The sequence below is a fragment of the Arthrobacter sp. UYEF21 genome (assembly GCF_040546085.1).
Classification (GTDB): Bacteria; Actinomycetota; Actinomycetes; order Actinomycetales; family Micrococcaceae; genus Arthrobacter.
This window is the reverse complement of record NZ_JBEPNF010000011.1, coordinates 1-16,047: the sequence shown is the minus strand read 5'-3', so window position 1 is coordinate 16,047 and position 16,047 is coordinate 1. Positions and strand designations below refer to the sequence as shown.

The following is a 16,047-nucleotide window of genomic DNA, read 5'->3' as shown; positions in this document are numbered from 1 at the left end:
GGCTCTGCGAAACCGTGGTTTCTGTGGAGGTTGGCCGTTCAGTCTTCCGTGGGGGTGGTGCGGTTCGAGTGGTAGGACCGCCAGGTGTGTTCGGGCTCGAACCCCAGGAGGCGCCGGGCTTTGTCGATGGACAGCATGGTTTCGTGCTCGCCCAGTTCCTTAGTTACCGTGACGTTGGGGAAGACCTCTGCGGCAAGGCTGGCACTGGATCGGGACATGACGGTGTCAGCGTTCGCGATGATGAATGCCTCGAATCCTGGCTGGCCGTTTTCGAGGGCGCGTGCCACGGCCTGGGCCCCGTCCCGCCCGTCGATGTACCCCCAGAGGTTCCATTTGCGCATCAATGCGTCCGCATCGAACGACGGAAACTTGTCGTAGTCCTCCGGGTCCATCACGTTGGAGAACCGCAGGCCGGCGATGCTCAGCTCCGGGTCCCAGCGTGTTAGCTGGACGGCCATCTGCTCTTCAAGATGCTTGACAAGCGAGTACGTGCTTTCCGGCCGCGCCGGGTATTCCTCGTCCACCGGGATGTATGGCGGGTCGGTGGCGAACGGAATCCCCAGAACCGTCTCGCTGGAGGCGTACACCACCCGCTTGATTCCGGCCCGCCGGCAGGCCTGAAAGACGTTGTAGGTGGAGAGCATATTGTTCTCGAAGGTGGCAGCGTCCGGAATGATGCCCGGCGCCGGGATGGCTCCCAGATGAACCACTGCGTCGAAGCCACTGTGCCTGCTGTCGAGGCTGAGCAGCACATCGAGGACTTGGCCGTAGTTCCGCAGGTCCACGATTGCCAGCCCCGGGTCCCTTTCGCCGGCACGGTCCAGGACCATAACCTGGTGTCCGTCCGCGATCAACCTGCGGACCACGTGCCGCCCGAGTTTTCCGTTTCCGCCTGTCACTGCAATTTTCATGGGTTTACTCCTGCCGCGAGGAACTTTTCGACGGCGGCGATGGCCCTTTCGGTGATGGCACAGGGGGCACCGCTGCCTTCGACCGAAACCACCTTTCCCCGGCCGGCATAGACCGCCACTGCCTCATGGGTTTCGCGGTGGTAGAGGTCCAGCCGGCGCCGGAACACCTCCACGGTGTCGTCTTTGCGTCCCTGCTCCTTGGCCCGCTGCAGCATCCGCTGCTCCAGTTCGGAGTCCGGTGCACGGAGTTCCACGACGGCCTCTAGCCGGTGGCCCTGCGAAGCGAGCATGTTGTCCAGCTCCATGATTTGGGGCGCAGCGCGGGGGAACCCGTCCAGCAGGAAGCCGGGCTGGACATCGGCGTCCAGGAGCCGGTCCTTGACTAGTGCGGTGGTGAGATGGTCCGGTACAAAAGCGCCGTCGTCGAGGTATTTGGCGGCTTCCACGCCCAGTGGCGTTTCCTGGCCGACGTTGGTCCGGAAGGGCGGCCCGATGATGAGCAGTCTGGTCATGTTCGATGTCCCTCCGCGGCGCCATCGCCGGTTGGTGTCGGGTCCACCGCCGGCAGTGGCCAGCGTGAGCTACATTCTGCCCACAAGTGGCGACACAACGCCAGCGTCCTGGCGTGGATGGCCGGGCTGCTTCCCCGTTCGACCTTGATTCGGTGAGCATGACGCTGGCACCGGTCAGAGCTGTATGTACTGCTGGTTATCGGTTTAGCCGCAGGCCGTTGGATAGTTCGACGATCCAGCGATCGCCGCCGCCCTGACGCCTCATGGCCGCCTCGGTGGACCAGCCGACTGTCCATGTCCCGGACCTTGAGCGTGAAGTCCGGTGGCCCGAATACGCCGCAGCAGTGCTGGGCCTCGGTGTCCGGTCAGTCCTAGCCATCCCCTTCCAGCTGGAGGGCGAAACCAAGGCCACGCTGCTGCTGTGCTCCCACCGGAGCGGCCGATTCGAGGGCCGCACCCTGGAAACGGCGGAGGACTTTGTCGGGCAGACATCCCTGGCCCTGCGCCTGGCGGTGCGATTCCCAGACGCACTACGAAGGCTAGCGCCGGGACGGACTGATGCTTCCGGAGCTAAGTCATGTCGTAGACCAATTCCGTCCCGTGGATCCGCACCCCGGAGGTTGGCTGGTGGGGCGTCAGCTTTCCCCCGGGCATCAGATGCAGGACCTTCACGCCGTCGAGCAATACGGCGTGGTCGGCTATCAGCCGCCGATGGCACCTCCACCACACGGTCTCGCTGCACATGATCACCACGGCCTCTTCCGACGCCTGCGCCAGGAGATCATCGAGGGCCAGCGAAAAATCCGCAGACCGCATGTACGCCGCGTAGGCCCTGAACGAGTCATTGCGCAGCGCCACGTCCGGAGATTCCGGCGGAAGTTTCCGGAACCCGCCCAGCCGTTTCTCCCAGCGATACAGCACCCCGGCCGCAGGCAGCCACTGTGCCAGCAGGTCCTTGCCAAACTGTGGAAACGTGCGGCTGCCGGGGGCGATGCGGACGTCAACCAAGGATTGGACTCCTGCCGCGGCCAACAGTTCGGTGAACTCCTCTTGGCTGGCCGTTCCGTGGCCAACCGTCACCAGCGTCCGTTCTGTGGAATGCGTCATACCAGCGATTTTCCACCTCCCCACCCCGTAGACTGATTCCAAGCTGGCTCTGGGGGCTCATTTGGAAATGAAACGCGTCTGCCTCGTCATCGAGGACAACTACGATATCCGCGGGCTGATCACAGTGGTACTGGCCCGTGCGGGCTTTGACGTGCGGGCAGTTGGCAGCGGCGCCGAGGGCATCGCCGCGGCAGCCGACCCCTGCGTTTCCCTCATAACGCTCGATCTTGGGCTGCCTGACATGGACGGCCACGTGGTGGCCCGGGCCATCCGTGCGCTCAACGGCGCTCCCCTGCTGTTCCTCACCGCCCGGTCCGAACAGCATGACTACCTGGCCGGCATGGCGTCCGGCGCCGCCGCCTACCTGACTAAGCCGTTCCACCCCAAGGAACTGAAGGAGCTTGCACTGCGGCTCTGCCCGGTCACCGAACCTGCGCCCTCCGCGCCTGCATAGGCAGCATCCTTGGCCGCCAACCAGGATTCCGCCACCCGCCAGCCTCAGTAAGCCGCCCCGCCGGGTGAGGCGCAAGGCCCGCCGGCTTTTCGTCCGGACCGTAACGTGGCCAGTAACTCAGGGCGGAACGCTGACGACCACGGCCGCCATGGCGTGAGTCTCGGCCACCACCCCGGGACGTTGCGCCGGTAGTCGAGGTACTGCTCCCCGTAGGTGCGGGTGAGTGCCAGCTCCTCGTAGCCCTTCACGAACGCGACCACCGCGGCGAGGGCTATTCTTCGTACCGCGCGAGGTGCCTCAGCCCCGTTGTCCTATCCGGCGGTGCCCGTCTTCTCAGCGTAGGAAGTTGCCCGGTCGCGCACCTGGCCCACGTAGGCATCGGACTGGTTGTAGGAGTAGATGGCCCCGGTCCAGCCGTTCGCGGTAGTGAGGTCACGGCCATGGGCGCATAAGTACCCGGCCGCACTCAGGGCGGCGTCGTCGATATTGAAGGGGTCCGCTTTTCCGTCACCGTTCCCGTCCTGTCCCGCAAGCTTCCAGGTGGAGGGAATGAACTGCATGGGTCCGACCGCGCGGTCCCAGCGGGCGTCGCCATCCAAAGCGCCGGCGTCCGTATCAGCGATAGCGGCAAATCCGTTGCCGTCGAGGCTCGGGCCAACAATTGGTCCGCTGGCCTGCCCCGCGGGAGTCAGGCTTCCACCGCCGTAAGCTCCGTGGGCGGACTCAACAAAACCGATCGCCGCCACCGTATTCCAGCCGATCCCACAGCCGGGGGCGGAATAGTTGGCCGCGCCGGCCGCAGCCACGTAAGCCCGAAGCGCACGGGCAGGAATACCGGTCTGGGCGGCAGCCTGTAGGAGCCACTGGGCGTCCGCGTTCCGAGTGATGTTCACGGCCGGGGCAATGCCGGTTGAGATCGCTTCGAGTTTCGCCTCCGACCGTGGAGGAGGAAGAGCCTCGCCCGCGCCGGGCTGTCGCAGTGCCCAGAATGACACCGCGGTGATCACGCAAATCGCAAACACGCAGAAAACGAGGAGCCGTTTCAAACGGAGTTTAAGGTCACGCGAGTAAGTCACGGGTTTGATCCTATCGACCGAAGCCCGCCAGGATGGACGCTTCCCCGTGAATCAGCAGGTGAATGCCCCGCAACGGGGCCCTGGACGTTGGCGGCGAACTGAAGGTAACCGGCGGCACTGCTGCAGCGGCTGATCAGGTGGGCACGGTGACGGCCGGCGAATACACCGCAGCCCAGGGCCCCGGCGGCGGAGGCGGCGGCTTCGGCCCTCGCGGCTAGCCCCGCCACCCTCCCCCACCCCAAACGCTCTCTCACCTCCCGCAGTCGCCATCACCCGAGGTACGGGCGTCGGCGTATCAGCGTCAAAAGTGAGAGAGCGTTTGGTTTTTCTGCGGTATGCGAGAGAGCGTTCGGCCGTAACGGCGCATAATTGACTGCACAGACGGCCACGGCGCTAGGAGGCACCATGAAGTTTCTCGGAGCACTGATTGTCATCTGGCTGATCATCGGAGGCGTCGCTGCCTGGCAGCGCGGCTACTTCGGTGGCGCCCCCGGAACTTGCGCCGAGGCGGGCACCGTGGCGGTCACCATCGTCGCCGGGCCGCTGAACTACATGGGCGTTAATCCGAAGATTGGGTGCGAACTGCCCCGGCCCTCCCAGTAGCCACATCCTTGGACCCGCAGCGGGCCTAGAGTAGGGAATGCCGGGCGCGGCTCTGCGCGTTCTGCCCTGAACCTGATTCCGAACCCTCGAAAGGACCGCCGAGATGGCATTCGTCACCGTTGGAACCGAGAACAGCACCGATATTGAGCTCTACTACGAAGACCACGGCAGCGGCCAGCCTGTGGTCCTGATCCACGGCTACCCGCTGGACGGTTCCTCTTGGGAAAAGCAAACAACCGCCCTCCGGGAGGCTGGCTACCGCGTCATTACCTACGACCGCCGCGGGTTCGGAAAATCCACCAAGACCCCCGAAGGCTACGACTACGACACGTTCGCCGCCGACCTCAACACCCTGGTGGAAACCCTGGACCTGAACGAGGCCGTACTGGTGGGCTTCTCCATGGGAACGGGCGAGGTGGCCAGGTACCTGGGCACCTACGGTTCGGCGCGCGTCGCAAGGGCCGTTTTCCTCGGATCCCTGGAGCCGTTCCTGCTGAAGACTGACGACAACCCGGACGGCGTTCCGCAGGAAGTCTTTGACGGCCTCACCAAAGCTGTCACCGCGGACCGGTACGCATTCTTCACCGAGTTCTTCAAGAACTTCTACAACTCGGACACGTTCCTGGGCACGCCACGCCTCAGCCAGGAAGCCGTGAACGCGAGCTGGAACCTGGCTGCCGGGTCGGGTTCCACCGCCTCCGTGGCCGCGCAGCCCACCTGGCTGACCGACTTCCGCGCCGACATTCCCAAGATCGATGTCCCGGCCCTGATCGTGCACGGCACAGCGGACAACATACTGCCCATCGACGCGACGGGCCGGCGCTTCGCCAAGGCGCTCCCCAGCGCTGACTACGTAGAGATCGACGGCGCCCCGCACGGCATGCTCTGGACGCACGCCGCGGAGGTCAATGCCGCCCTGCTCGCCTTCCTCGCGAAGTAGAGCAGCAGAAAGCCCAAAAAGCGGATGGGCCAGGCATTTCGCCTGGCCCATCCGCTTTCGTTGTTTAGCTGTTAGGTCAGGCCTTCGCGGCCTTGCCCGGCAACGCCAGCCTGAAAATCTTGCCCCAGGTTGATCCGACCTGTTTCAGCAGCGGACCAGTGGTGTACTTCAGTCCGTACCGCTGGCAGATCTCACGGACCAGCGGGGCAACCTCGGCGTACCGGTTGGACGGCAGGTCCGGGAAAAGATGGTGCTCGATCTGGTGCGAGAGGTTGCCGGTCATCAGGTGCATGAACTTGGACCCGGAGATGTTGGCGGAACCGATCATCTGGCGGACGTACCAGTCGCCGCGGGTTTCGCCTTCCACCATTTCCTCGGTAAAGGTGTCCGTGCCTTCCGGGAAGTGGCCGCAGAAGATGACCGCGTGCGCCCAGACGTTGCGGACGGCGTTGGCCGTCAGCGTGCCGTAGAGGGCCTGCTTGCCGGAACCGGTGAGCATGGCGACGGCGGGAGTGGCCGCGTAGTCCTTGGTGAACTGGGTGACCACCTTCTTGCCCAGCGACTTGAGGTCCTTGAGCAGTGCTTCCTTGGACTTCTTGCCCTCTTTGAAATCGTTGAGCTCGAGGTCGTAGATGGCGATGCCCCACTCGAAAAGGGGCGCCAGGATGGCGTTGTACAGCGGGTTGCCCAGGTTCATGGGGACCCACGGCTGGCTCTCGTCCATGCGGAGGAGGTTGTATCCGACGTCGTTGTCCTTGCCCACCACGTTAGTCCAGCGGTGGTGGAGGTCGTTGTGGGTGTGCTGCCAGGAGCGCGAAGGGGTGACGAAGTCCCATTCCCAGGTGGTGGAGTGGATGTCCGGGTCCCGCATCCAGTCCCACTGGCCGTGTAGGACGTTGTGCCCGATCTCCATGTTTTCCAGGATCTTGGCCAGGCTCAGCAGGGTGGTGCCGGTGACCCATGCTGCCTTGTTCTTGCTGACCAGGAGTGCGGCGCGGCCGGAAATCTCCAGGCCGCGCTGGATCTTGATCATGCGCCGGATGTAGGCGGCGTCGGTGGCGCCGCGCTTGGCGAGGATATCGTCGCGGATCGCGTCGAGCTCCCGCCCCAGCTCAGCTACCTGTTCGTCGGAAAGGTGCGCCGCGGTGGGAGGGCGCACCGAAGGACTGCCGGACTCGGCCAGCGCTCCGGGGCGCGTCCTTGGCGCCCCGGCCGGGGCGGTCTTGCCTTCTGAAACTGTCTTTTTTTCTGAAACTACTGACATGCGGTGAGGCTCCTCAGAGTTCGAGGTTGACGGGTCCGGCGGCTGCCGAGACACACGTTTGGATTAATTGGCCGGGCTCGCCGTGGATCTCGTTGGTACGAAGATCACGGACTTGTCCGGCCAGGAGCGGGGTCAGGCAACTATGGCAGATTCCCATCCGGCATCCGCTGGGCATCAGCACGCCGGCGTCTTCGCCGACGTCGAGCAGCGGCGTATCACCGTCGGCGTCAACTTCCCGGTCCGACGCCTCAAAGGTGACAAGGCCGCCGTCGTGCCCCACACCCCCGGCGAAGGTGGTGTTGAACCGTTCGATCATCAGGTTGCCGGCCTCGCCGTTGATCGCGACGTCCGAGCCGGGGGCTCCTGCCGTGAGCGAGGCCTGCTTCCACAGCGCTTCGGCGTCGTCCAGGAAACTGTCCGGCCCGCAGGCGTACGCGGCGCGTTCCTTCCAGTCCGGGCAGATCTCATCAAGTTCCGCCGTGTTGGTCAGGTCCATCCGGCCCTGCTCGCCGGTGTACCAGTGGGCCAGCCTGAAGTTGGGGAACTGGTCGGCCAGCTCGGCTAGTTCCTCACGGAAGAGGCTGTCGCCGGGTGTGCGGGCTGAGTGGACAAGCACGACGTCGGCATCCGGGCGGCGCGGGACAAGCGTGCGGATCATGGACATCACCGGAGTGATGCCGCTTCCCGCGGTGACCATCAGGAGCGGCCGCGGGTGCTCCGGCAGGACGAAGTCACCCTGCGGGGGTGCAAGGAACAGGACGTCGCCAGGTTTGGTGGTGCGCACCAGGGTTCCGGAAACCGCGCCGACGTCGGTGACCGTGATGGCGGGATCCTTGCCGGCGGGGGCACTCAGGGAGTACGAGCGCCAGTGGCGGACGCCGTCCAGCTCGACGCCGATGCGCGCCCACTGGCCGGCCAAGTGCGAATGCCAACCGCGTCCGGGGCGGAAAAAGATGGTGGCGGACTGAGCTGTCTCCTGGACCACCCGGGTCACTACACCGCGCAGCTGGCGGGCCGAGAAGACCGGGTTGAACAGCGCCAGAATATCTTCCGGCGTTAGGGGCGTCGTCAAGACGGAGGCCGCTTGGGCCAGCTGTCGTAACCGGATCATGCAGTTGTACCTATCGCGGCGCGAGCCATATTTCTCTCTCCTGACCCTTCCGCAGTCACACTGTAGACGTCATGCTGTACTAAGGGGCGATTGAAGCCCCAATGCCCGCTATAAGCCTAACGGCTGCGGCAAGTGGATGGTTCCGGATCAGCGGCCATCGCGTTCGTCGAATTCCTCATCGATGTCATGGTGCCTGAACTCGGTCTCCGGATTCGGTTCGCCCTCGGCCACGTACTCGTAGTCCAGCTGGCGCTGCACTTGGCTATCCAGAACCTGCAGTTCCTGGTCGGGGAGGGAAGAGAGATCGTCCGGGAATTCGTCTTCCGGCGTGAGATGGAGCTTCTCGGACATGGGGGCGCCTCTCTGGCTACGGGGCAGGGCAGGAATAGGAAGTTTGCCCGGTCCCCAAATAATAGTCCCCCCACAGCCGATCACCCACCGGAATTTGCCCCGGATCCGCCGCAGGCGGGTCCTTTTCACCAGCGAAAGACTAAAATGGCGGACGTAGGTACCGCGACATATTGGCGGAAATCCAGGTTCGCCAGAGTCAGCCCATTGAAGGCCGTCCCGCAAAACTCGGGCTCCATCACACGATGGCGGTGGGCTTTCGGGGAGGGCACGCCGTCGGACTCCGTATAGGTTCATCAATGAAACCAGAGTGGTCACCATGGCCTGTACAAGAATGGCGCCGAGATCGTCCAGCCGGACGCCGTAGTTGTAGCCGGTGGTGATGTGCATGGCAAGTGGGATGTAGCACCGCTCATTGTCCGCCGGTCCCTGCAACGAGGACGTAACGCACGGGCAGAGGACATCGCAATTGCAGTTTTCGAGATATTCGCCTGTTAGTTCCCTCGCCAGCCATCATGGGTTCCGGCTGATGGCGGGTGGCCGTCTACCTTGACGAACCGGCCGACGACGGCCAGCGCCAGGCGTTGGGCGGCATCCACTCCGGGGCGCTGGGTGGGCCGCCGGCCATGCTGGCGGGGCTCATCTCGGAGCAGCTGGGCGTGACATTCGTTCCCATCACCTTTGAAACCCACCACGACACCCGCCGGGTCACAGTGCCGGGCATCATGGACTTCGAGGTGACAGGCATCCGCGCCACCGGGTCCGATGCGGTCATGAGGCTCCAGCATATTTTCCATCCGATGGGCCCCGATCTTCCGATCGCGCAGAGCAGCATTGGAACCTTCAGCGACCCGGACTACGGCTGGTCGTTCGACAATGCCGGCAAGAATGGCCATTAAAGAGACTTCGCCTGGGCGGCGTAGCACCGCTGCCGGCTGGTCCGTCCTCCCGCTGCTTCCGTCCTCGCGTGGGCGTTTGTCGTGGCCTATGCGGCGGGCATGCCGGCTGGCATGGGAATGATCGCGATGCCGGCCGATGTCGGTGCGTTTCCGGGCATTTGGGTGTTGATGATGGCGGCCATGATGCTGCCGTCGGGCGCGCCCGTGTCCACGGCGTATGCGCACGGGCGGCTCCGTCCGCGCCCGTTCGGTGCGGCGAAGGAAGGGCGGGTCGCCTTGCTGGTAGCAGGTTACCTGCTGGGTGGGCGGCCTACGGACGTGTTGCCTTCGCGTCGTTCTGGGTATTTTCGGCGCTCGGCGGGCAGTCGGGTACCGCTCCCGTATGGATTGACGGCGTGGTCCTCGCCCTGGCGGCGGCCTATCAGTTCACGCCGCTGAAGAATCGGTGATTGAGCCACTGCCGCTCACCGATGGCCATCCACGTCTGCAACTTCCGAGGTCCGCTGCGTGATGCCAGGGCCGGCTTCTGGCACGGTGGCTATTGCGTGGGTTGTTGTTGGTCCCTAATGCTGGTCCTCGTCGCCGTGGGCCTGATGGACATTCTGTGGATGGCCGCCCCACCCCGGCAAAACCGCATGCGTTCCCGGCTGGCATGATAATCCTGTGAATATTCCCGCTGAAACGGTCTCCATCGCCAAAACGGCTCTGCTGTTCGTCCTGGCTGCGGTGGCCGAAATCGGCGGCGCCTGGCTGGTGTGGCAGGCCGTCCGCGAGGGCAAGGACTGGTGGTGGGCAGGGCTTGGCGTCATTGCGCTGGGCCTCTACGGTTTTGTGGCCACGCTGCAGCCAGACGCCCATTTCGGTCGGATCCTGGCGGCCTACGGCGGGGTGTTTGTGGCCGGTTCGCTGGCCTGGGGGATGATCTTTGACGGCTTCCGGCCGGACCGGTGGGACATTGCCGGTTCCGTCATCTGCCTTCTGGGCGTGGCCGTGATCGTGTTTGCGCCCCGGACCGCCGGCTGAGCGGCCTCGGCCAGCGGCTAAACTGTCCCCGTGTCCAGCAACCAGCCACCGCCCGGCGAGCCCGTGCCGCCGTCGCCCCCGCCGTCGCGCGGAAGGATTGCCGAACGGCTCCTGCCCGGCGGCACCGAGCCTGACCCCCGCTTCACGCTGGCCAACGAACGCACTTTCCTGGCCTGGATCCGCACCGCGCTGGCACTGCTGGCCGGCGGCATCGCCATCGAAGCATTCACCTCGGACCTGTTCCTGGAACCTGTCCGCAAGAGTTTGGCGGTGCTGCTCCTGCTCCTGGGCATGCTGCTGAGCGCGGGCGCCGCAGGGCGCTGGATCCGCGTCGAACGGAGCATGCGCAATAAAACCCCGCTCCCGCTGCCGCTCATCGTGCCGCTGCTGGCCGGCGCAGGGGCGCTGGCCGCCGCCGTCGTCCTCGTTTTTATCCTCTCGCGCTAGCCCCGTGGTCCGCACCCGGTTGCCGGACGCCGCGCCCCATGGGGACCCCGGGCTCCAGCCCGAACGGACCACGCTGGCGTGGGGCCGGACCATGCTGGCGCTCGTGACTGTCAGCGCCATCTTCCTGCGATGGCTCCCCCACCACGGCATGCCCATCCTACTGCTGTTCGCGGTGTCCTCCGCCGCCGCGGCGGCCATCTACCTCACCCAGCGCCGCCGCTACAGCGCCAGTTCGCACGGCATCGCCCGGGGAAATGTCGACGCCGATACCTCCGCGGTGCTCTGGACCGCTTTCGCAGGGGTTGCCTTGGGCGGCCTGGGGATCGTGGTGGTCCTCACCGCTTAGCCGTTAGACAGCCGGGTTCTCTTGAAAGGGCCGCGCAGTGCCACGGCCGTGGCAACGAGCAGGAGCGGCGGCGGTGAGGACCACGGTCCAACTGGCTGGCACTGTTCCTGAGGAGTATTCAGAACATCGGCAGCAGAAACCCGGCGATTAGCGCCGCGGCGCCGATTCCGGTCAGGACCCGGCCAAGCACGACGGCGGTGCTCCCCACCGCGTCCGGGGTTGCGGTCTGCCACTGGGTGGGTCGCTTGGGATGGTAGTAAATCGGCAAGGTGTCACCGACGGCGAGGTCCTTGATGTCGTGCGGGGACATGGGCGCATGCTGGACCCGGAATTTGCGGTCGAACCAGCGGAACCCGGTTCCGGTCTCGTCCGCATAGACCACCGCCTCCGCAACCGACCACGGGTGCACAAAACGGCGCAGGATGCCGGAGTAGAAGAGCAGGCCAAGCCCGGCAGGCAGGCACAGCCAGGTCAGCATCTCCAGGATGGGACCTGCCATTTCAAGCGCGGTGGGCATGGAAATGATGGTACCGGTGGTTGGGCCCGGATCTTGCGGCTCTGGTCACTTCCGGGGTGCATCATTAGCCTGAGTGGACCGGCTGCCGAACAGAGGAGAAGCCTTGAACGATCAGGACATTTTGGGCCACATAGAGGCGCTGGTCGCGGAGGAGCACGAACTCCGTGAAACGGCCGCGGTGGTGAGCCGCTGGTCACGTCCAGGAAATGCAGCTGGTTGCCGCATCCGGGTATCACCGTTTCGCGGCCCCGGTTTACCTGCCTGAAACATGCGGGTCACGCGATCTTCATTTAGGGGCGCGGTACGTAACGTGCACGCAACGTGTGGAGGCACAGGTGGAAACACCGGGCCCCGACTATTGAGCCGGGGGATTGCGCGGGCCAGGTATTGAGTCCCGTTTTTCAGGCGCTATCGGAAGGGACCCGCAGGTTTAAATCACTGCGCAACATGTCTGGCTGATGATCGCGGCGGCAATGGTGCTGCTCATGACTCCGGGGCTCGGCCTTTTCTACGGCGGCATGACGCTGTCCAAGGCAGCCCTGAACATGATGAGCTTCATCTCCGCCGGCATCGTGGGTGTTGTCCGGGTCCTGTGGGGTTGCTCCATGACCACCGGCGAGGGCGTCCTGGGCATTTTCAGGGGCTCCCCCGATCTGATCAAGGCCGGCTTCAGTGGCCATGATCAGCGGCGCCATTGCGGACCGCGCCAAGTTCAGCGCCTGGGCCTTGTTCGTCCCGGTCTGGGTCACCCTGGTCTACTGCCCCCTCGCCTACATGATCTGGGGCGGCGGGCTCATGAGCGCCGGCGGGGCCATGACCGGCATCTTCGGCCAGGTCATCGACTTTGCCGGCGGCGCGGTGGTGGAAATCAGTTCGGGTACTGCGGCCCTGGCACTCGCCCTGGTGGTGGGCCAGCGTCACGGTTCCGCCAAAGACCCCAGCCACCGCCCGCACAACGTCCCCTTCATCATGCTCGGGGCAGCGATCCTGTGGTTCGGCTGGTTCGGCTTCAACGGCGGAGCCGCCACCACCGCGGGGCAGGCCGGCCTGATCTGGATCAACACGGCGTGAAGTCCCGGATGATCGAAAAGTACGGCCCCGAGGAGCTGAAGAAGCTCGTCCAGGAACGCCCGCAGGGCCCTGACGTGGCCGCTTGGCTTAACCTGGTCCACGTACCGACGAGCACAACGCCCTGCTGCCGCCAGACGCCTTCCACCTGCCGGTGGGCCGCCCCGTCACGCACAAGATCTACCGTGACGCGGCCCACCAGTCCCGGCTCGTCCTGCCGTTCACCACGCGCAGGGGAGCGGGGGAACGGGCAAACTAGTCCCCACCGGGACGCCCCGGAGACCCTCAGGATCCCCGGGACAAATCGCGACGCCGGATCCTGGTCAGTCGGCCAGGATCCGGTAGAGCGCCCGGCGGGTTTCGTCGAGCTTCTCCACCGCAGCATTGCGCTGCTCTTCGGTGGCGGCACTGCGGAACTGATGAATCACGCCCATCAGCTTTCCCACGCTCTGGTGAAATGCCGGCCCCGATCCTTCAGCATCGCTGTTCCACGCGTTCTGCAGTTCCTCCGCATGCTCGGACACATAGGCCTTCCCGGCGTCGGTAAGCGTGAAGTCCGTCCGCCTTCCATCGCTGAGCGGCGTAATGAGGTCCTCGTCCACCAGTTGCTGGAGCGTCGGATATACGGACCCCGGGCTGGGCCGCCAGGCACCCGAAGTCTTCTCCGCGATGGTCTTGATCAGGCCGTAACCATTCGATGGCGTCTCAGCCAGGAGCGACAGGATGGCCCACCTGACATCTCCCCTGCTGGCCCGCCGGGACCCCGGCCCGAAGCCGGGACCAAACCCTCCGCCCAACCCGGTCCCGGGACCAAAACCCGGACCAAAACCGCCGCGCGGCCCAAACCCCGGCCCGAAACCGCCCCCGCGGTGACCGTGCGGCCCACGCCGGCCCCTGCCGCGCTCAAACCTGCCCCGGCCAAACGGGGGTTCCAAAAACCACTCGTCCTGTATGCCTTGCATGGTGGCATCGTCCCTTCATACGGTTGTTGAATTGTCTTCCTGTGAACCAATCAGCGATAGTTAACGATATATCGATAACTATCGGCTGACAATAGCCCAGGAAGATCATTCGGCACGCAATATTGCGGCTTGGCATCATTTCATCCGTGCATCTGGATGCAGCAGTCGCTGCGGCGTATCCTGTTCACACGTCGCGAGCTTGAGGCTGAAAAATGACGCACCGCAGGAAACGCAAGCACCGTTTGGCCGCCACCCTGGGCCTGGTCATCGGATTCTTTGTGACGAGTGCCATGTGCGGCGTCCTGGCCGCGAGCCTGGTGGTCCCGGCCGTCGCAGCGGCCGGACTCGGCGTCAGCAACTCCATCAACTTCTTCGAGAAGCTGCCGTCCGAACTGATGGTTCTGCCGCCGTCGCAATCCACCAAAGTCCTCACCGCGGATGGCCAGCCGATCGCCACGTTCTACGTGGAGAACCGGGTCAAGATCCCCCTCGCCCAGATGTCCCCATCTGTTCGTGATGCCATCGTGGCCATCGAGGACAGCCGTTTCTATGAGCACCCGGGGGTTGACCCGCAGGGAATTCTCCGGGCTGCGGTTTTCAACCTGACCCAGCAGGGGCAGCAGGGCGCCTCTACGCTGACCCAGCAGTACGTCACGAACGTGATCAACGAGTCTTACCTGTTCCAGGGCAAGAGCAACGAGGTGGTCCTCAGCGGACAGAAGAGCATTGGGGACAAGCTCCGCGAAATGAAGCTAGCCATTGCGCTGGAGAAGAAGTTCACCAAGGAGCAGATCCTCGAGGGCTACCTCAACATCGTGTTCTTCAACCGGGAGGCATACGGCGTCGAGGCCGCTGCCCGGTATTTCTTCAGCACCACGGCCAAGGACCTCACCCTGCCCCAGGCTGCCATGCTCGCCGGGCTGGTCAAAAGCCCCAGTTTCTACAATCCTGCGGTGAACCCGGAACAGGCCCTCAGCCGCCGGAACCAGGTGCTGGACAAGATGCTCGAGCAGGGCAAAATCCAGCCGGCGGACCACGACGCCGCTGTAGCAACACCAACAGAAGTCAAACTCAGTCCCGCAAAACAAGGCTGCGCCAACGCCACCATGGCGCCGTACTTCTGCGACTACATTTCGCACCTGATCCTGAACAACCCGGCCTTCGGCGCCGGTCCGGCGGAACGGGAGCGCAAGCTCTACCGGGGCGGGCTAAACATCGTTACGACGCTCGACAGCAGGCTGCAGGCGGCTGCCCAGGCCCAGGTGGATGCCACCGCCGGGCCGAATCCCGACCACTGGGGTGCGGCGCTGGTTTCAGTCCAGCCGGGCACAGGGAAGATCCTGGCCATGGCGCAGAACACGGTGTTCCTGCCGGCCGAGGGGAAATTCAATTCACAGCTGAACTTCAACGTGGATTCCCGCGATGCGCAGGGCAACGATCTGAATGGGGCGGGCGGTTTCCAGCCCGGCTCCACCATGAAGCCCTTCACGTTCGCCGAGTGGCTGAATGAGGGCAAGTCGCTAACGGCAGTGGTGGACGCCTCCCGGCGGGTATATCCCGTGGGCTTCCCGTGGCGCTCCAGCTGCGGCAAGGTGCTGGGCGCCTACAGCACGGCACAGAAAAATCCTGAACTCGGCGCCACCGATGACCTGCAAAACGCCGAGGAGGGTTTCTACCGCCCGATGCCCATCAACTACGGGCTGTATAACTCTATCAACACCGCCACGTTCGCCACCGCAGCCCAGCTCGATTTCTGCGGAATCCAGAAAATGGTGGATGCCGTGGGGCTGCACAGCGGCCTGGACGGTGCCCAGATCAACATGCACCAGCTGGGTAATCTGCTGGGGGCTGTCGGTGTGGCGCCGGTTCACCTGGCCAATGCTTTCGCGACGTTCGCCAGTGACGGCAGATACTGCGTCCCCATCGCGCTGCAGGAGATCACGGACCTAACCGGCGCGAAACTTCCAGCGCAGACCAGTGACTGCCGCAACGTCGTCAAACCGGAGGTTGCCCGCGGGGTTAACTCGGTGCTCCAGGACGTCCTGAAAGTCGGGTCGGGGGTGTGGATCAATCCCAAGATCCATACGAAGATGCCGGTTGCCGCCAAGACCGGCACCTCGAATAACAACGGCTCTACGTGGGTGGTTGGCTACACCTCGGGACTGGCTACGGCGTCTTTCTTCGGTGACGCCTTGGATGGGCAGAACCGCGCCGGCCAGAACGTCACCATCAACGGCCAGTTCTACGCCGGGCTCGATGGGTGGATGATTGCCGGGCCGCAGTGGGTCAACTACATGCTGCAGGCGGCCCCGCTCTATCCAGCTGATCCGTTCCCGCCGCCACCGGCCTCGATGACCGGCCCGCCGGCACCGGCCCCCGCGCCCGCCCCAGCACCGGCCCCCGCGCCTGCGCCGGCACCCGCCCCAGCACCGGCGCCCGCCCCAGCACCGGCCCCCGCG

The 16,047-nt window shown here is 64.7% G+C and carries 21 protein-coding genes and 1 pseudogene; 12 read left to right on the top strand and 10 right to left on the bottom strand.

The window, feature by feature from the left end:
* Positions 1–38: 38 nt before the first annotated feature.
* The 3 genes from ABIB27_RS12265 to ABIB27_RS12255 form a co-directional block, all read right to left on the bottom strand.
* On the bottom strand, positions 39–911 hold the full coding sequence (locus tag ABIB27_RS12265) for an NAD-dependent epimerase/dehydratase family protein (RefSeq protein WP_354217838.1): 873 nt from the start codon (positions 909–911) through the stop codon (positions 39–41).
* On the bottom strand, positions 908–1,423 hold the full coding sequence (locus ABIB27_RS12260) for a nucleoside monophosphate kinase (RefSeq protein ID WP_354253933.1): 516 nt from the start codon (positions 1,421–1,423) through the stop codon (positions 908–910). The genes ABIB27_RS12265 and ABIB27_RS12260 overlap by 4 nt, the downstream gene beginning before the upstream one ends.
* Positions 1,424–1,993: 570 nt before the next feature.
* Positions 1,994–2,530: a DUF488 domain-containing protein gene (locus tag ABIB27_RS12255; protein WP_354253932.1), complete on the bottom strand. Its 537-nt coding sequence runs from the start codon at positions 2,528–2,530 to the stop codon at positions 1,994–1,996.
* Between the two features lie 67 nt (positions 2,531–2,597).
* Between ABIB27_RS12255 and ABIB27_RS12250 the strand changes: the two genes are divergently transcribed.
* Positions 2,598–2,984: a response regulator transcription factor gene (locus ABIB27_RS12250; RefSeq protein ID WP_354217860.1), complete on the top strand. Its 387-nt coding sequence runs from the start codon at positions 2,598–2,600 to the stop codon at positions 2,982–2,984.
* A gap of 311 nt (positions 2,985–3,295) precedes the next feature.
* Here ABIB27_RS12250 and ABIB27_RS12245 read toward each other — a convergent pair whose 3' ends face one another.
* Positions 3,296–4,060 carry a lytic transglycosylase domain-containing protein gene (locus ABIB27_RS12245; protein ID WP_354217834.1) on the bottom strand — a complete coding sequence of 255 codons (765 nt, stop codon included), beginning with the start codon at positions 4,058–4,060 and terminating at the stop codon, positions 3,296–3,298.
* Between the two features lie 62 nt (positions 4,061–4,122).
* On the opposite strand from ABIB27_RS12245, the gene ABIB27_RS12240 reads away from it, so the two are divergent.
* The 3 genes from ABIB27_RS12240 to ABIB27_RS12230 all read left to right on the top strand — a co-directional run bounded on the left by ABIB27_RS12240 (position 4,123) and on the right by ABIB27_RS12230 (position 5,603).
* Positions 4,123–4,278: a hypothetical protein gene (locus ABIB27_RS12240; protein WP_354253931.1), complete on the top strand. Its 156-nt coding sequence runs from the start codon at positions 4,123–4,125 to the stop codon at positions 4,276–4,278.
* 187 nt (positions 4,279–4,465) lie between these two features.
* Complete coding sequence (locus ABIB27_RS12235) at positions 4,466–4,663, top strand: hypothetical protein (RefSeq protein WP_354217832.1); 198 nt, start codon at positions 4,466–4,468, stop codon at positions 4,661–4,663.
* Positions 4,664–4,766: 103 nt separating this feature from the next.
* Positions 4,767–5,603: an alpha/beta fold hydrolase gene (locus tag ABIB27_RS12230; RefSeq protein WP_354253930.1), complete on the top strand. Its 837-nt coding sequence runs from the start codon at positions 4,767–4,769 to the stop codon at positions 5,601–5,603.
* 76 nt (positions 5,604–5,679) lie between these two features.
* Here ABIB27_RS12230 and ABIB27_RS12225 read toward each other — a convergent pair whose 3' ends face one another.
* The 3 genes from ABIB27_RS12225 to ABIB27_RS19460 form a co-directional block, all read right to left on the bottom strand.
* A complete protein-coding gene (locus ABIB27_RS12225) occupies positions 5,680–6,867 on the bottom strand; it encodes a fatty acid desaturase family protein (protein ID WP_354217830.1) in 1,188 nt (395 codons plus the stop codon).
* 13 nt (positions 6,868–6,880) lie between these two features.
* A complete protein-coding gene (locus ABIB27_RS12220; protein WP_354217829.1) occupies positions 6,881–7,978 on the bottom strand; it encodes a ferredoxin reductase in 1,098 nt (365 codons plus the stop codon).
* A gap of 147 nt (positions 7,979–8,125) precedes the next feature.
* Positions 8,126–8,836 (bottom strand): DUF1326 domain-containing protein, encoded by a 711-nt coding sequence (locus tag ABIB27_RS19460; protein ID WP_502909205.1) that lies wholly within the window; start codon positions 8,834–8,836, stop codon positions 8,126–8,128.
* Positions 8,837–8,862: 26 nt separating this feature from the next.
* Here ABIB27_RS19460 and ABIB27_RS12205 point away from each other — a divergent pair, with 26 nt between their 5' ends.
* Entirely contained in the window at positions 8,863–9,225 is a 363-nt protein-coding gene (locus ABIB27_RS12205; protein ID WP_354217827.1) for a DUF1326 domain-containing protein, read from the top strand.
* Between the two features lie 86 nt (positions 9,226–9,311).
* On the opposite strand, the gene ABIB27_RS12200 is transcribed toward ABIB27_RS12205, so the two are convergent.
* Complete coding sequence (locus ABIB27_RS12200; RefSeq protein WP_354217863.1) at positions 9,312–9,437, bottom strand: hypothetical protein; 126 nt, start codon at positions 9,435–9,437, stop codon at positions 9,312–9,314.
* Here ABIB27_RS12200 and ABIB27_RS12195 point away from each other — a divergent pair.
* From ABIB27_RS12195 to ABIB27_RS12175, 5 genes are read left to right on the top strand one after another with little or no spacing between them, the layout of a single operon-like run.
* Positions 9,394–9,663, top strand: a complete 270-nt coding sequence (locus tag ABIB27_RS12195) for a hypothetical protein (RefSeq protein ID WP_354217859.1) — start codon at positions 9,394–9,396, stop codon at positions 9,661–9,663. The genes ABIB27_RS12200 and ABIB27_RS12195 overlap by 44 nt on opposite strands.
* A gap of 11 nt (positions 9,664–9,674) precedes the next feature.
* Positions 9,675–9,881 carry a copper chaperone gene (locus ABIB27_RS12190; protein ID WP_354217826.1) on the top strand — a complete coding sequence of 69 codons (207 nt, stop codon included), beginning with the start codon at positions 9,675–9,677 and terminating at the stop codon, positions 9,879–9,881.
* 7 nt (positions 9,882–9,888) lie between these two features.
* On the top strand, positions 9,889–10,248 hold the full coding sequence (locus tag ABIB27_RS12185; RefSeq protein WP_354217825.1) for a YnfA family protein: 360 nt from the start codon (positions 9,889–9,891) through the stop codon (positions 10,246–10,248).
* Positions 10,249–10,278: 30 nt separating this feature from the next.
* Positions 10,279–10,695: a YidH family protein gene (locus tag ABIB27_RS12180; protein WP_354217824.1), complete on the top strand. Its 417-nt coding sequence runs from the start codon at positions 10,279–10,281 to the stop codon at positions 10,693–10,695.
* A gap of 4 nt (positions 10,696–10,699) precedes the next feature.
* Positions 10,700–11,041, top strand: coding sequence for a DUF202 domain-containing protein (locus tag ABIB27_RS12175; protein ID WP_354217823.1), 342 nt, complete (start codon positions 10,700–10,702; stop codon positions 11,039–11,041).
* 118 nt (positions 11,042–11,159) lie between these two features.
* On the opposite strand, the gene ABIB27_RS12170 is transcribed toward ABIB27_RS12175, so the two are convergent.
* Positions 11,160–11,558 carry a hypothetical protein gene (locus ABIB27_RS12170; protein ID WP_354253929.1) on the bottom strand — a complete coding sequence of 133 codons (399 nt, stop codon included), beginning with the start codon at positions 11,556–11,558 and terminating at the stop codon, positions 11,160–11,162.
* Positions 11,559–12,016: 458 nt separating this feature from the next.
* Here ABIB27_RS12170 and ABIB27_RS12165 point away from each other — a divergent pair.
* Positions 12,017–12,623, top strand: a pseudogene (locus ABIB27_RS12165) (ammonium transporter); the annotation flags it as partial.
* A 326-nt stretch (positions 12,624–12,949) separates the two neighbouring features.
* On the opposite strand, the gene ABIB27_RS12160 reads toward ABIB27_RS12165, so the two are convergent.
* On the bottom strand, positions 12,950–13,588 hold the full coding sequence (locus tag ABIB27_RS12160) for a PadR family transcriptional regulator (RefSeq protein ID WP_354217821.1): 639 nt from the start codon (positions 13,586–13,588) through the stop codon (positions 12,950–12,952).
* A gap of 212 nt (positions 13,589–13,800) precedes the next feature.
* Here ABIB27_RS12160 and ABIB27_RS12155 point away from each other — a divergent pair.
* The coding region (locus ABIB27_RS12155; RefSeq protein ID WP_354253928.1) for a transglycosylase domain-containing protein at positions 13,801–16,047 on the top strand (2,247 nt) is incomplete at its 3' end.

Coding starts and splice junctions, on each gene's coding strand:
- ABIB27_RS12220 (WP_354217829.1), bottom strand. CDS start 7,978: ATGATCCGGTTACGACAGCTGGCCCAAGCGGCCTCCGTCTTGACGACG.
- ABIB27_RS12235 (WP_354217832.1), top strand. CDS start 4,466: ATGAAGTTTCTCGGAGCACTGATTGTCATCTGGCTGATCATCGGAGGC.
- ABIB27_RS12250 (WP_354217860.1), top strand. CDS start 2,598: ATGAAACGCGTCTGCCTCGTCATCGAGGACAACTACGATATCCGCGGG.
- ABIB27_RS12265 (WP_354217838.1), bottom strand. CDS start 911: ATGAAAATTGCAGTGACAGGCGGAAACGGAAAACTCGGGCGGCACGTG.
- ABIB27_RS12260 (WP_354253933.1), bottom strand. CDS start 1,423: ATGACCAGACTGCTCATCATCGGGCCGCCCTTCCGGACCAACGTCGGC.
- ABIB27_RS12225 (WP_354217830.1), bottom strand. CDS start 6,867: ATGTCAGTAGTTTCAGAAAAAAAGACAGTTTCAGAAGGCAAGACCGCC.
- ABIB27_RS12255 (WP_354253932.1), bottom strand. CDS start 2,530: ATGACGCATTCCACAGAACGGACGCTGGTGACGGTTGGCCACGGAACG.
- ABIB27_RS12230 (WP_354253930.1), top strand. CDS start 4,767: ATGGCATTCGTCACCGTTGGAACCGAGAACAGCACCGATATTGAGCTC.
- ABIB27_RS12170 (WP_354253929.1), bottom strand. CDS start 11,558: ATGCCCACCGCGCTTGAAATGGCAGGTCCCATCCTGGAGATGCTGACC.
- ABIB27_RS12195 (WP_354217859.1), top strand. CDS start 9,394: ATGATGGCGGCCATGATGCTGCCGTCGGGCGCGCCCGTGTCCACGGCG.
- ABIB27_RS12240 (WP_354253931.1), top strand. CDS start 4,123: ATGCCCCGCAACGGGGCCCTGGACGTTGGCGGCGAACTGAAGGTAACC.
- ABIB27_RS12160 (WP_354217821.1), bottom strand. CDS start 13,588: ATGCAAGGCATACAGGACGAGTGGTTTTTGGAACCCCCGTTTGGCCGG.